The sequence below is a fragment of the Methyloceanibacter sp. genome, from assembly GCF_035650995.1.
GTDB lineage: Bacteria > Pseudomonadota > Alphaproteobacteria > Rhizobiales > Methyloligellaceae > Methyloceanibacter.
Window position 1 is genome coordinate 1 of the sequence record NZ_DASRGO010000200.1, and the last position, 14,455, is coordinate 14,455.

Annotated in this window: 8 protein-coding genes; 6 read left to right on the forward strand and 2 right to left on the reverse strand. The window is 63.0% G+C overall.

What is annotated here, in order from left to right; translation table 11 throughout:
* Positions 1-2,149: acetate--CoA ligase family protein (locus tag VFB18_RS15065; protein ID WP_324977117.1), on the reverse strand; the 2,149-nt coding region annotated here is incomplete at its 3' end.
* A 193-nt stretch (positions 2,150-2,342) separates the two neighbouring features.
* On the opposite strand from VFB18_RS15065, the gene VFB18_RS15070 reads away from it, so the two are divergent.
* The 3 genes from VFB18_RS15070 (at position 2,343) to VFB18_RS15080 (ending at position 8,786) form a co-directional block, all read left to right on the forward strand.
* On the forward strand, positions 2,343-3,848 hold the full coding sequence (locus VFB18_RS15070) for a hypothetical protein (protein ID WP_324977120.1): 1,506 nt from the start codon (positions 2,343-2,345) through the stop codon (positions 3,846-3,848).
* Between the two features lie 529 nt (positions 3,849-4,377).
* Positions 4,378-5,640, forward strand: coding sequence for an efflux RND transporter periplasmic adaptor subunit (locus VFB18_RS15075; protein WP_324977123.1), 1,263 nt, complete (start codon positions 4,378-4,380; stop codon positions 5,638-5,640).
* On the forward strand, positions 5,637-8,786 hold the full coding sequence (locus VFB18_RS15080; RefSeq protein ID WP_324977125.1) for a CusA/CzcA family heavy metal efflux RND transporter: 3,150 nt from the start codon (positions 5,637-5,639) through the stop codon (positions 8,784-8,786). The genes VFB18_RS15075 and VFB18_RS15080 overlap by 4 nt, the downstream gene beginning before the upstream one ends.
* A gap of 69 nt (positions 8,787-8,855) precedes the next feature.
* Here VFB18_RS15080 and VFB18_RS15085 read toward each other — a convergent pair whose 3' ends face one another.
* Complete coding sequence (locus tag VFB18_RS15085) at positions 8,856-9,146, reverse strand: EF-hand domain-containing protein (RefSeq protein ID WP_324977127.1); 291 nt, start codon at positions 9,144-9,146, stop codon at positions 8,856-8,858.
* A 673-nt stretch (positions 9,147-9,819) separates the two neighbouring features.
* On the opposite strand from VFB18_RS15085, the gene VFB18_RS15090 reads away from it, so the two are divergent.
* The 3 genes from VFB18_RS15090 (at position 9,820) to VFB18_RS15100 (ending at position 14,386) form a co-directional block, all read left to right on the forward strand.
* On the forward strand, positions 9,820-11,262 hold the full coding sequence (locus VFB18_RS15090) for an ATP-binding protein (protein WP_324977129.1): 1,443 nt from the start codon (positions 9,820-9,822) through the stop codon (positions 11,260-11,262).
* Positions 11,259-11,915 (forward strand): response regulator transcription factor, encoded by a 657-nt coding sequence (locus VFB18_RS15095; protein WP_324977131.1) that lies wholly within the window; start codon positions 11,259-11,261, stop codon positions 11,913-11,915. The genes VFB18_RS15090 and VFB18_RS15095 overlap by 4 nt, the downstream gene beginning before the upstream one ends.
* A gap of 584 nt (positions 11,916-12,499) precedes the next feature.
* Positions 12,500-14,386 (forward strand): PQQ-dependent dehydrogenase, methanol/ethanol family, encoded by a 1,887-nt coding sequence (locus VFB18_RS15100; protein ID WP_324977134.1) that lies wholly within the window; start codon positions 12,500-12,502, stop codon positions 14,384-14,386.
* Positions 14,387-14,455 lie beyond the last annotated feature (69 nt).

A 14,455-nucleotide genomic window follows, 5' to 3' on the forward strand; every position in this document is an offset into this window, starting at 1 on the left:
GATTGGGACCGACCTTCTCGACTTCGCTCGGCTCGATACGGATACGCGCATCGAGCGCGATCACCCCGGTTTCGTCGGCGACCAGGGGATTGATGTCGAGCTCCCGCACCGCTGGGCAATCGACCACGAGCTGCGACAGGCGCACGAGCGCGCCCGCAATCGCGTCAAGGTCGGCTGCCGGACGGTCGCGATAGCCTTCGAGTAGCTTGAAGATGCGTGTCTGGCTCATCAGGTCGCGTGCCAGCTCCGCGTCCAGCGGCGGCAGCGCGACGGCGGTATCATGGATGGCCTCGGCCGCCGTTCCGCCCGCGCCGAACAGAATCATCGGGCCGAACAGCGGGTCCTCGTAAACGCCCATCAGCAGCTCGTGGGAGTCCGATCGCGCCACCATCGGCTGAACCGTGAAGCCTTGCAGCCGCGCCTCGGGACGAAGCTCGTGCGCCCGCGCTTCCATCAGCTCGGCGACGCGAGCTGCCTCCGCCACCGACTGCAGACCGAGCCTCACGCCGCGGATGTCGGATTTGTGCGAGATGTCCTCCGACAGGATTTTGAGGGCGATCGCTGGGGATTGTTCGAGCAGCCCTCTGGCGATCTCCCCGACCTCCTTGGCGTTTGCCGCCACGCGCGTCGGCACGGTCGGGATGCCGTAGGCCGACAACACGGCCTTCGCCTCTGGCTCGGTGAGTAGCGAGCGGCCGGCTGACGCGGCGACGCGGAGGATGGCGCGGGCCGCTTCCTCGGCGACCCGCGCGCGCTCGGTCTCGCGGGGCGGCGTGCGCATCAATGCTTCCTGCGCTTTGGTATACTGCCAGAGATAGAAGAAGCCGTTGACCGCGTCGGTCGGCGACTCGTAGCTCGGAATCGACGCCGCCTGGAACATTGACCGCGCATCCTTGGCTGCCACTTCACCGAGCCAATTGGTCAGGATCGGCGGCTGCCGCTTCACCTTGGCCGACTTGGCGATGATGTCGATCACCGCGCGGGCGGCGTCGCGCGAGGAAGCGAGCGCCGTGGGGCAGTTGATGACGAGGATCGCATCGGCGTCGTTGTCGGCGAGCACGGCTTCGAGCGCGGCGGCATAGCGCGCCGGCGAAGCGTCTCCGATGATGTCGATCGGGTTTGCCCGCGACCAGTTGGGCGGCAGCACCTTGTCGAGTTTGGCGATGAGCTCCTTGCTCAGCGTGGCAAGCTTGCCGCCTGAAGTCATCAGATCGTCGACCGCAAGCACTCCGGCGCCGCCGCCATTGGTCAGGATCAGGAGCTCGTTGCCGGCGACGGGCTTGAGATCGGTCAACGTCGCCGCCGCGGCGAACAGCTCCTCGAGTTCCTGGACGCGCACCAGGCCTGCGCGTCGGAAGGCGGCGCCGACCGCGGCATCCCCGCCGGCAAGTGCACCGCTATGCGTCGAGGCCGCGCGCGCCGATTCCGCGTAGCGGCCCGACTTGATCACGATCACGGGCTTGGCGCGCGCCGCCGAGCGCGCCGCCGACATGAACTTTCGCGCCCGGGGAATCGTTTCGAGATAGAGCAGGATGGCGCTCGTCGCCATGTCGGCCGCGAGATAATCGAGCAGGTCGCCGACATCGACGTCGGCCATCTCGCCCATCGACACGACGTGGGAGAAGCCGATGCCGCGCGAATTCGCCCAGTCGATGATGCCGGTGATGAGCGCGCCCGATTGCGAGAGGAAGGCAAGCTTGCCGGGGAGGGGGCGGCTGAGACCGAAGGTCGCGTTGAGTCCGATTCCCGGCACGGCGATGCCGAGACAGTTCGGCCCGACGATGCGCAGGCAATAGGGCTTCGCGTTGGTGAGCATCGCCTGCTTCTGTTCGCGCGCGAGGCCCGCCGTAATGGCGACGACCGCGCGCGTTCCTTTCTTGCCGAGCTCCGCCACGAGTTCGGGCACGGTCTTGGGCGGCGTCGCGATCACGGCGAGGTCCGGTGCCTCGGGCAGCGCCGCGACCGAGGCGAAGCACGGCTGCCCCGCGATCTCTTTGCTGTGCGGATTGACCAGGAACACCTTGCCTTGGAACCCTGCGCCAAGGACGTTCTCGGTCAGCACGCAGCCGACCGAACCCTTCTCGGTCGAGGCGCCGATGACGGCGACTGAGCGAGGGGCGAAGGCGCGTTCGAGGTTGCGAATGGTCATCGAAACGTGGGCTCGGCTGACACGGGGCGTTTATCGGTCTAAGGCCCTAAGCCTTAATAATTGTGACAGGGCAACAGACGGTTCGCATCGAAACATTGAGCGAAATCAAGCGCCCAAAGTATTGGCGCTGAACGGGCGATTTGCCGCGAAATCAAGCAAGTGCATTTACCGTGAGGCTGCTTAAGGCAAGGCAATGACCCAAGGACAAGATGCGAGCCGCACTTCACCAGCATCGCCGCTCTCCGGCAAGCTCGCACGCGCCTTTCTCACCCCGATCAGGGCGATGCGGCTCCGCTATCTGCCGCTGCTCATGATCTATTACGCCTATGGCGCGCTCGGTCTGGTCGCCATCGCCGAGGCCTTCTGGGTCAAGGAGGCGCTCACATTTTCCCCCGCCGAGCTTGCCGCCATCGCGGTGTGGCTCACGCTCCCCTGGACCATCAAGATGGTGTTCGGCCAGCTCGCCGACTCCGTGCCCATCCTTGGTTCCCAGCGGCGCTCCTATGTGTTCATCGGGGCCTGCCTTGTCGCCTCCGGCCTGATCATTCTCGCCGGAGGCGCCGGCGGCTGGATCGCGTTCGCCAGCAAGAACGCGCTCTACGTTCTGGCGCAGCTCCTCATTGTCGTCGGCGTCGTGCTTCAGGACGTGATCGCCGATGCGATGACGACCGAGGTCGTCGCGCGGCGGAACCCCGACGGCACGCCGAAGCCTGAGACCGAAATCCAGCGTGAGCTCGGTCTCGTCCAGGTCTTGGGGCGCCTTGCGCTCTGGTCGGGCATCCTATCGGTCGCGGGCCTCTCGGGCTGGCTTGCGAAGATCTACAGCTACGAGACGGTCTTCCTGCTCGGGCTTGCGGTTCCCGCTACGTCGCTCTCGGGCGCCATGCTCGTCCGCCTGGACACGGCCGAGAGGAAGCCGGTCGATTGGCGCATTCTCGGCGGCGGTCTCCTGTTCGGTGCGGCGGTGTTGGCGATCGGGCTCGGTGGCGTGCCGCTCGGCCAGGAAATCGTCTTCCTCGTCTCCCTCACCGTCATCGCGCTCATGCTCCATCGCATCGCCGAGGATGTTGTCGACGAGGTGCACCGCAGCCGCATCTTCTATGCCGCGCTGGTGATATTTCTCTTCCGCGCGACGCCAGGCGTAGGTGAGGGCTACCGCTGGTTCACCATCGACGTGCTCGGCTTCGACGAGGCGTTCTACGGCACACTCGCCCAGATCGGTGCCGCTCTCAGTCTCGCCGGCGCGTGGCTCTTCTCCGACGTCATCACGCGGGCGCCGATCGCCAAGGTCCTGCTGTGGGTCACCATCGTCGGCACCATTCTGTCGCTGCCGAACATCGCGCTCGCGCTCCGTCTCGATCTGTGGACGGAGGAGACGCTCGGCTTCGGCGCGCGTACCATCGCGCTCGTCGACACCACGGTGGCCTCGCCCTTCGCCGAGCTGTCGATGATCCCCGCGCTCACCCTCGTCGCCATCAACGCTCCGGCGGGGAGGCGGGCGACGTGGTTTGCGCTGATGGCGTCGTGGATGAATGTCGCCCTGGTCGCCGGTCAGCTTGAGACAAAATATCTCAATCTCTTGTTCGAGGTCGGCCGCGGCTCCTATGCCAATCTCGCCGCGCTCACCATCGCTGCGGTCGCCATCGGCTTCGTCGTCCCCGTCTCGGGCATCCTCGCCTTCGGCAAGCGCGCCACATGAGGCATTCAGCCTTAAATTGGCCTCACGGCTCCGTCACTTGACCGTGATGGAAGGTGGCGGGTAGTCCTATAGAGGCCATGAGCCTGTTCCGAACCTTACTTGTTCCTTTGATTGCCCTTTCGGTGGCAATGCTGCCAGTTACAGGCGCCGAAATGCGCACGCTTGCGCCTGGTTCGTCCGTCATCGCCGCGCAATCTGAGTGCTGTCCACCAGGGCAACATTGTCCAAAGCAGGCGCAGGACGAGTGCGGCAAGTTTGGCACATGCATGCTGAAATATTCCGACTTCTCTGCGACTTTAGCGGCTTTGTCGGGCCTGCGGTACTCGCCATCGTCCTCGCAGAGGTTCACGCTTGTGGCTAAGAACATCGCCACTCAATCGAGCAATCCACCTCTACCGCCTCCGCGCGCCTAAATCCTCACCAAAGCCCGTGCCGGAATACGCGAGCGCTCGCTCGCCGCGATCCGCATGCGGCCGATGCTTTGCCTTTCGCGGCAGAGTCCCCGCCAACGAGGATTCGGAGACGCGCCATGAGCCGTCTGAACAATGTGATGATCTTGGGTGCCGGCATCGCTGCCGGTGCCGCCGGCAGCTATTGGTATGCGCATCGCCCCGAGCCGATCGCGACCCCGGCCGCCGCGGAGCAAGCCGCCGCGCCAGACAAGACGGGGCGGAAAATTCTCTATTACCGCAATCCCATGGGACTTCCCGACACCTCGCCCGTGCCGAAGAAGGACTCCATGGGCATGGACTATATCCCTGTCTACGCCGACGAGGCCGACGATCCGAACACGGTCAAGGTAAGTCTCGACAAGATCCAGCGCATCGGCGTGACGACGGAAAAGGTCGAAGTTCGCGCCATCTCCCGCGCTGTACGCGGCATCGGCACCGTGCAGCACGACGAATCCCTGCTCACCATCGTGACGGTCCGCTCGGACGGTTACATCGAGCAGCTCTTCGTCAATAAGACCGGGCAGCACGTCGAGAAGGGCGAGCCGCTGTTCCGCTTCTACAGCCCGCAAATCCAGTTGGCCCAGGCCGACCTCCTGGTTGCCGTGCGTGCGCGCGGACGGGAACAGGGAGTGGCAGTCGGCGATCTCGATGGCGCCATGCAGAAGCTGCGCAATCTCGATGTCCCGGACGCCCGCATAGAAGAGGTGCGCAAGACCATGACCAATCCGCGCACGCTTGACTGGGCGTCGCCTGCGACGGGCGACATCGTCGAGAAGAACGTCATCGAAGGTCAACGCGTGGCTGCGGGCGACGAACTGTTCCGCATCGCCGACCATTCCAAAGTCTGGGTCGTGGCCGAAGTCGCAGAGGCCGACATCGCTGAGGTCAAGGTCGGCACGCGGGCCACTGTGACGCTGAGGGCTTTTCCGGCGGCGCCGCATGAGGGCGTGGTCACTTTCATCTATCCCGAGATGATGAAGCCCGAGACGCGTACCGTTTCGGTTCGCATCGAGCTGGACAATCCCGACGGGCAACTGAAGCCCGGCATGTATGCCGACGTGGTCTTCCATACCGGAGCTGACGGTGGTCCTGTCGCTTCCGTTTCCGACAGCGCCGTCATCGACAGCGGCACGCGGCAAGTCGTGCTCGTCGCCAAGGGCGAGGGCCGCTTCGAGCCGCGTGCGGTGAAACTCGGTCGCCGCGGAGAGGGCTATGCGGAAATCACCGATGGCCTCAAGCCCGGCGAGGAGGTCGTCACCTCCGCCAACTTCCTCATCGACGCCGAAAGCAATCTCAAGGCCGCGTTGCAGAGCTTCGGCCAACAGGAGGCGTCGCAATGATCGCTGCGCTCATCCGCTGGTCCGCCCGCAACGTCTTCCTCGTTGGCATCGCCACTGTCTTTGTCACGCTCGCCGGAATCTACGCCGTCACCAAAGTGCCGCTCGACGCCATCCCAGACCTCTCGGACGTGCAAGTCATCGTGTACACCGAGTATCCTGGCCAGGCGCCGCAGGTCGTCGAAGACCAGGTCACCTATCCGCTAAGCACCGCGATGCTGACCGTGCCGCGGTCGAAAGTGGTGCGCGGCTTCTCCTTTTTCGGCGTCTCTTTCGTCTACGTGATCTTCGAGGACGGCACTGACATATATTGGGCGCGCTCGCGCGTTCTCGAATATCTGAGCGCCGCTTCGAAGCGGCTGCCCGCCGGCGTCACGCCTACCCTCGGACCGGACGCAACCGGCGTCGGTTGGGTCTATCAATATGTCGTGCGCGGCGCGCAGAAGAATCTCGCCGAGCTCCGCACCGTCCAGGACTGGTATATCCGCTTCGGGCTTGCCAAAGCCGAAGGCGTGGCGGAGGTGGCCAGCGTCGGGGGGTTCGTCAAGCAGTACAGTGTCGTGGTCGATCCGCGCCGGCTTCAGGCCCTCGGCATTCCGCTGTCGCGCGTTCGCGATGTCATCCGCGCGAGCAACATGGATGTCGGCGGTCGCACGGTCGAAGTCTCGGAGACCGAATTCGCAATCCGCGGTCGCGGCTATATCAAGTCTCCTCAGGATCTCGAGCAGATCGTGGTGAAGAACGACGCCGGCGTGCCGGTGCTGCTCAAGGACGTTGCGCGCGTCGAGCTTGCGCCCGACGAACGGCGCGGCATCACCGAGATGAACGGCGAAGGGGAGGTGGTCTCCGGCATCGCGCTCCAACGTTTCGGCGAGAATGCGCTCTCGGTCATCCAGCACGTGAAGGACCGGCTGACGGAGATCGCGCCGAGCCTTCCCAAGGGCGTGAGCATCGAAGCGGTCTACGACCGTTCCGATCTGATCAATCGCGCCATCGATACGCTGAAGCGCACGTTGATTGAGGAAAGCGCAATCGTCGCCCTCGTGTGCATCATTTTCCTGTTGCACGCCCGCAGTGCGCTCGTCGCCATCATCACCCTGCCGCTCGGCGTCTTGATTGCCTATTTCTGCATGTGGCTCTTAGGCTTGAGCTCCAACATTATGAGCCTTGGCGGCATCGCCATTGCCATCGGCGCCATGGTCGACGCCGCCATCGTCATGATCGAGAATGCGCACAAGCGTCTGGAGCGCGCGCCTGCGGGAAAGCCGCGTAGCGAGGTGTTGATCGAGGCCGCGATCGAGGTCGGTCCCGCGCTCTTCTTCAGCCTGCTCATTATCACTGTCTCCTTCCTGCCGATCTTCACCCTGGAAGCGCAGGAGGGGCGGCTGTTCAAGCCGCTCGCCTACACCAAGACCTTCGCCATGGCGGCCGGCGCGCTGCTCTCGGTTCTGGTCGTGCCGGCCCTGATGACGATCTTCGTGCGCGGCCGCATCATGCCCGAGCACAAGAATCCGGTGAACCGCTTTCTGATCGCGATCTATCGCCCGGTGATCAGGCTCGCCCTCAAGTTCAAGGGCGTGACGATCGTCCTCGCTTTGATCGTGCTCGCCTTGAGTCTCTGGCCGGCGTCGAAGCTTGGCAGTGAGTTCATGCCGACGCTGAACGAAGGCACGCTCTTCTATATGCCCGTAACCCTGCCGGGGATTTCCGTCACCAAGGCTGCCGAGTTGCTGCAGACGCAAGACAAGATCATCAAGTCGTTTCCCGAAGTGGCGTCGGTGTGGGGCAAGGCGGGACGTGCCGCGACAGCCACCGACCCCGCGCCGACGGAGATGGTCGAAACGGTGATCAACCTCAAGCCTGAGGATCAATGGCGCCCCGGCATGACGACCGACAAGCTGATCGCCGAGATGGACAAATCGCTGCAATTTCCCGGCGTGTCCAATGCCTGGACCATGCCGATCAAGGCGCGCATCGACATGCTCTCGACGGGCATCCGCACTCCGGTTGGGGTCAAGGTTTTCGGGAAGGACCTTGAGACGATCGACAAGGTCGCCCGCGCGATCGAAGCCGTTCTCCGCAAGGTGCCGGGAACTTCGAGCGCGTTTGCCGAGCGAACGATCGGCGGCTACTACCTGAACGTCGACCCCGATCGCCCGCAGCTCGCGCGCTACGGGCTGATGGTCGGCGACGTGCAGGACGTGATCGCCATGGCGCTCGGCGCCGAGCCGGTAACGACGACCGTCGAGGGCCGAGAGCGCTACACCGTCAGCATTCGCTACCCGCGCGACTATCGCAGCAATCCCGAGGCTATCGCCGAGCAAGTCCTTATCCCACTGCCGAATGGCGGCACCGTGCCACTCGGAGAGGTCGCCAAGGTCAGTCTGGCACAGGGTCCGTCGAGCATTCGCACCGAGAATGCGCAACTCGCCACGTATATCTATGTCGATGTGCGCGATCGCGATATCGGCGGCTACGTCGCCGAAGCGAAAAAGGCGGTCGCGGCAGGTGTCGAGTTTCCTCCCGGCTCTTACGCCACGTGGAGCGGACAGTTCGAGTATCTCGAGCGCGCCGAGGCGCGCCTCAAGATCGTTGTTCCCGTCACCTTGCTCATAATCTTCGTGCTGCTCTTCCTGAACTTCCGGCGCATCACCGAGACTCTCATCGTCATGCTCTCGGTGCCCTTCGCGCTCGTGGGCGGCTTGTGGCTGATGTGGTGGCTCGGATTCAACCTCTCCGTCGCCGTCGCCGTCGGCTTCATCGCGCTCGCAGGTGTCGCGGCCGAGACCGGCGTGGTCATGCTGATCTATCTCGACAATGCGCTGACCGAGCTGAGGCAGCAACGCGAAGACGAGGGGCGAGCATTCACCCGCGGCGATCTCTACGATGCGATCATGTCGGGCGCGGTCGAGCGCGTGCGGCCGAAGATGATGACGGTGGCCGCCATCATGGCCGGCCTCCTGCCGATCATGTGGGCGCACGGCACCGGCGCCGAGGTGATGCAGCGCATCGCCGTTCCGATGATCGGGGGCATGGTCTCGTCGACGCTTCTCACCCTGATCGTGATCCCTTCGATCTACGCGGTCGCAAAAGGCTTCTCCTTCCGCGTTAAGTCTTCGCGAGTGGCCCCGGTTTCGCCGACCTCATGACGAGAGGCCGGGACCGCGCTCGTCGCGCAATCCCGGCCTCTCGCATCGATCTACAGCGTGTGCTTCGCGCTACTTCATGTCGGCGACGGTCGCTTCGTCGGCCTGAACCTGTCCTGCCTTGCACGCCGTCTTGAACTCGCCTTTGTCGACCTTACCGTCCTTGTTGGCGTCGACAATCGTGAAGTTCAAGACGACGGGTACGGTTGCGCCGCCGGCGATGGCGTCGCCGTGCGGAGAGGCGAGCTTCCACGCCGCTGCGCACTTCTCCTTGGGGACGACGACATTGGCAGCGAGTGCGACGCTTGCGGCGCAGCTCACCCCGGCAAGCACCATCATATATGTCAGTGTGGAACGGTTCATTCTCGGGCCTCCTTGGGTCAAGGGAACCGGTCCGGGCGCACTCCGCACGCCAGGAAAGGGCACAGCCGCGCCATGACCGGCAATGGACCAGAAGTATGCCCGGCAAATAGGCAACGCAAGGCGACATGTTTGCGTTGGAGAGCCGTTTCCCAGAAACCTTAAGCTTAATGTGACCGGGACGGCCGCGCCGACCAGGACACCTCGACGGAGGCGAGAGGGTGCAGCGCGAAGGCTGCACCCTCGAAACCCCGGGCGGCGATGCCTGGATCGCGAAAAGCCGCCGCTCACGGGAAGGAGACGAATTAAGAGCTACGTCTTCGGCGGCGAGATCACCCAGCAAAGCCTTCCGGGCGACCTCGTGAGGCATCACCCCGGAAAGGAGCCTCTAGGTTAGTGCCTTGCCGCCATGGCCGTCTCTGATCACTCTCCCAATAGTGGTCGGGAAAATTTGGCAATCGTATTGCCAGGCTTGCCATTGCCTTTGCGCCGGGCCCGGCGTTTGACAAGGACATGGCGCGTCGCGGCAAAGGCTTGTCGCCGAAGACCGATAGGCCGCGGGGGAGAGACGAAAGACCGGGGATGTTCTAAGAAAAGAAGCGTGCCGTGCCTTTATGCTGGCGCCATGTCCGCACCCGCGACCGCGGAGAATTTGGCGCCATGGAGACTTCGAGTCGTGCTGCAGAAGCTTTGGTATGACCGGCCGGTCCGAACGCAACTTCTCGTGGCGGTCGGGACGATCAATCTTCTTGCCATGATCGTCGCGGGGGTCGTGTCCATTCTTAATACGCGCACCGCAACCAGGGTCGAGATCGAGGCCTCTCTCGAGGTCGCCCAGCGTTTCGTCGAAGCCACCATCAAAGACCTGAGCGCTCAGGGAAAGATCGACCAGCTCAACGAGCAACTGCCGCTCGAGCTCAAGCATCTGCGTCATGTGCGGATCATGTTCATGGATGAGATCGGCCAGCTCACCTTCATCTCGCCATGGTCGGTACAAGGGGAGGGGGCAGGGGTCGAGCCTTACGTGCCCTCATGGTTTGCCCGCCTGGTGAGGCCGCAACTCGTGGGCAGAGCCGTGCGCGTCGTCACCGTCGAGGGTGCAAGTCCCATCGTGATCGTGGGCGAGCCCGCCGACGAGATCGCCGAGGCTTGGCATGACTTTTCCTCTCTCGCCATCGTTCTCGTCTCGGTCAATGTCGCCGTGCTCGCCGTTCTCTATGTTGTGCTCGGCCGCATGCTCGGTCCCCTCGCTTCACTTTCCAAGGGAATGCTCAATCTCGAGGACGGTCACTACGGGACCCGACTCGCCAAGCCCAGGGTCAAAGAGCTTGCCGTTATCACCGACCGCTTCAACATGTTGGCAGGCGCGCTAGACACCGCCCGCGAGGAGAACGGTCGCCTCTATCGCCAGCTCATCACCGTCCAGGAGGAGGAGCGTCGCGCCGTCGCGAACGAGCTGCACGACGAGGCCGGCCCCTGCCTGTTCGGGATCACCGCCAACGCATCGTCGATTCAAACTCTGGCCGATCAGCTCCGCGACAATCGCAGCACGGAGATCTCGCGGCGGGTCGGCGAGATTCTTTCGATCGCCGAGCGCCTCAAGCTGCTGAACCGCGCGCTGCTGAAGAAGCTGAGACCTGGTCCCTTGGGCCGCGTCAAGCTTGCCGATCTTCTCGACGAGTTGAGCGTTGGCTTCGAGCGGCGGCATCCCGGAACGCATGTGGTGACGTCATTCGGCAACCTCGCCGACTCCTATGGCGAGGCGGTCGATCTGACGCTTTACCGCTGCATCCAAGAAGGCATCACCAACGCCATTCGTCACGGGAAGGCGGAGCACATCACCGTCGACTTGGCCGAGGAGCCGCCCGCGCGCAAGTCCGGAAAACGGTCTCTAGCCAAGCTCTGTCTCTGCATTGGCGATGACGGCAAGGGCATCGCTCCCGCGACTCCCAAAGGCTTCGGCCTCTCGACCATGGCCGAGCGCGTGCGCTCGCTCGGCGGGTCGTGCACGATCGACAGCGCACCAGCGAAGGGGACTATGATTCGCGTCGAGATTCCGGTGCAGCGGACAAGATCACACAAGCCAAGAGTGCCAGAGCTGGTTGGAGAGGCGTCATGACCCGCGTTCTCGTCATCGACGATCATCCGATCGTGCTGCAAGGCTGCCGCCAGCTGCTCGAGGACGCGGGCGTCGAGCAGATCATTCAGGCGCAGAGTCTAGCCGACGGCTTCCGCCTCTACCGCACGCAGAAGCCTGACGTGATTATCGTCGACCTCGCTATGCGCACGGGCGCGCTCGGCGGCCTTTCCTTCATCAGGAGGCTGCGTCTGCACGACAGCAAGACCCCGATCCTCGTCTTCACTATGCACTCCGATCCCGTGATCGTGAGCCGCGCCCTCGAGGTCGGCGCGACCGGCTATGTGCTCAAGGATGCCTCGCCCGACGAGATGGTGAAGGCCTTCCAGAGGGTGAGGGAGAACAGACCTTATCTCAGCCATGACCTCGCCTCCGAGGTCGCGTTTATGGAGGCGAGGGGCACGACCAATCCCTTGCGTCGCATGACGGTGCGCGAACTGCAAACGCTCGCTCTCGTCGCCGAAGGCAAGCCCTACGGCGTCATCGCCGAGCATCTGCATGTAAGCTACAAGACGGTCGCCAACACCTGCACGCAGTTGAAGGCGAAGCTCGGCGTGCGCACGCTTCCCGAATTGATGCGCATCGCCATCCAGCATCTGCCCACAGCGAGTGTCAAGACGCCCCGCGAGTGGTAGCGAACCATCAATCGCATCGATGACGTGAAGCCATCCGCGCGGCCGGGGCGATTCGACGCCGCCGGGTCTTTCTCGGAGTTAACAGCGCGGATGAACCGGAAGGTGCGCCGCACACAAATGGCGAAAGATTTTACTTGACATCACAGTCTGGCGGCAACCGCTTCTTGATGCAGTGCAACAAGCGCCATCTGGTGTTTGGCACATTTTCTTGCCGCGAGCACTTTTCACTTGCAAACCCATTACATTTGGCAATTATGAGCGTGCAGCGTAGCAAGGGGTGGGATGCTGACCTCCATCGACCAAATCGATATCGACAGCGTCAAGCTCCAAGTGAGTTGCAATTCCTCGTGAGGTGTCACCGCGTGATGTGTTCATCGGAGGACCCGCCGCTAGGAGCGGGCGCGAGGCGGACTTTTTTGCTTCGACGCTTTCGGGACACCCTCCCATATCCACAGTGACAACTACAAAATGCAAGGGCTCGGTGCTCCTCGGCATGCGCGCCTCGGGAGAAACGTACCCCCTGCAAAATTTAAGAAGCTCAGCTTTCGTTCGGTGAACTGAGTAGCTAGGGAGAGGAGAAAGACATGAAAATGAAGTTTGGTGTTCTGGCTGGCGGCATCGTCGCGGTGACGATGGGTCTGTCTGGCCAGGCGATGGCAGGCTCCGATGAGGAGCAACTTGCCAGAATGAAGGATCCCGACCAGTGGCCTGCGCCTGGTCGTGATTTTGGGTTGACCCGTCATAGCGCCCTCGCTGACATCAATACGAAGAATGTCAGCAAGTTGCAGATGATTTGGCTCCAAGGCACCAACGCCCTTCGTGGCCATGAGGGTCAGCCCCTCGTGATCAAGGACGTTGGCGGCAAGACCGTGCTGTTCATGGTCTCCGGCTGCCCGGCCATGTCCAACTGCAACGTCGTTCAGGCTCTCGATCTGACCGATCCCGATCATCCGAAGCAGATTTGGAACTACGTGAAGAAGACCGATCGTGACGAGTCCGCTGTTCCGCGGGCATGCTGCGACACGGTCAATCGCGGCGGTTCCTATGCCGACGGCAAGTTCGTCTACGGCACCCTCGACGGCTTCGTGATCGCTCTTGACGGCCAGACCGGTAAGGAAGTCTGGGTCGTGAAGCATGCTTACCCCGAGCATGGCGAGACCATCACCCCCGCTCCATTGATTGCTGACGACAAGGTGATCATCGGCTTCGGTGGCGACGAGTTCGCCGCTCGCGGCCGCGTCGTGGCTTACAACCTCAAGGACGGCTCCGTTGCGTGGACCTGCCACTCGACGGGCTCCGACAAGGACGTTTGCCTGACGGCTGACACCAACAAAGCGCATCCTGAGTACGGCACGGCCGGTTCCGACCTGGGTATCAAGACCTTCCCGGGCGAGGACTACAAGATCGGCGGTGGCGCGGCTTGGGGTTGGTACAGCTACGATCCGGACCTGAAGCTGGTCTACTACTCGACGGGTAACCCCGGCCTGTGGAGCCCGGCCTATCGCTGCCCGGACAAGAGCCATGAGGAGTGCAACGCCGGCCAGTTCGACAACAAGTGGTCGATGACGATCTTCGCCCGCAAGGTCGACACCGGTGAGGCAGTCTTCGCCTATCAGATGACCCCGTTTGATCAGTGGGACTATGACGGCATCAACGAGAACATGCTCACTGACATGGACATCGATGGGAAGAAGGTGAAAGCCCTGACCCACTTCGATCGTAACGGCTTTGCCTATGTGCTCGATCGCACCGACGGCACGCTCCTCCGCGCCACGAAATACGTGACGGTGGACTGGGCCGAGAAGATCGACATGAAGACTGGCCGTCCGGTCAAGGTCCGCGACCATTCCCCGCTTGAGGTTGGCCGCAATGTGGAAGCTTGCCCGTCTGCCATGGGCGGCAAGGACCAGCAGCCTGGTGCTGTCGATCCCAAGGAGCCGAACATCTTCTACATGCCCACCAACAACTGGTGCATGGAGCTCGAGCCGCAGGAGCGCACGCACACGAACCAGGGCACGGTCTACGTGTTCGCGAACGTGTACATGTATCCTGAGAAGCCGGGCACGACCGGAAAGATCAAGAAGTACGATGTTCTTTCCGGCAAGACCGTTTGGGAGATCCCGGATCCGTATCCGAACTGGGGCGGCACCATGGTTACCGACGGCGGCCTGATGTTCTATGGCTCGCTCGGTGGTGACTTCCGCGCTGTCGACCGCAGCTCCGGCAAGATCCTGTGGAGCCGCAAGCTCGGTTCCGGCATCATCGGCAACCCGATCGCCTACAAGGTGGGCGGCAAAGAGTACGTCGGTGTCTACTCGGGCATCGGCGGCTGGATCGGTCTGCCTGTGACCGCCGGTCTCGATCTCGAGGACAAGTTCGGCGCTATCGGCGCTACCGCGATGACGAAGGCCGCTGGCCTCCAGTTCATCCCGCAGGGCGGCGAGCTGAACGTGTTCCGCGTCATGGAGTAATCCTGACCTTACAGGAAGATTAAAAGGCGCCCGGTACCCTTGTGGTACCGGGCGCTTTCGTCTTATCTA

What these genes read in the sequence shown, in the direction of transcription:
- VFB18_RS15070 (WP_324977120.1), top strand. Translation starts at nt 2,343, where the DNA reads ATGACCCAAGGACAAGATGCGAGCCGCACTTCACCAGCATCGCCGCTC.
- VFB18_RS15075 (WP_324977123.1), top strand. Translation starts at nt 4,378, where the DNA reads ATGAGCCGTCTGAACAATGTGATGATCTTGGGTGCCGGCATCGCTGCC.
- VFB18_RS15080 (WP_324977125.1), top strand. Translation starts at nt 5,637, where the DNA reads ATGATCGCTGCGCTCATCCGCTGGTCCGCCCGCAACGTCTTCCTCGTT.
- VFB18_RS15085 (WP_324977127.1), bottom strand. Translation starts at nt 9,146, where the DNA reads ATGAACCGTTCCACACTGACATATATGATGGTGCTTGCCGGGGTGAGC.
- VFB18_RS15095 (WP_324977131.1), top strand. Translation starts at nt 11,259, where the DNA reads ATGACCCGCGTTCTCGTCATCGACGATCATCCGATCGTGCTGCAAGGC.
- VFB18_RS15100 (WP_324977134.1), top strand. Translation starts at nt 12,500, where the DNA reads ATGAAAATGAAGTTTGGTGTTCTGGCTGGCGGCATCGTCGCGGTGACG.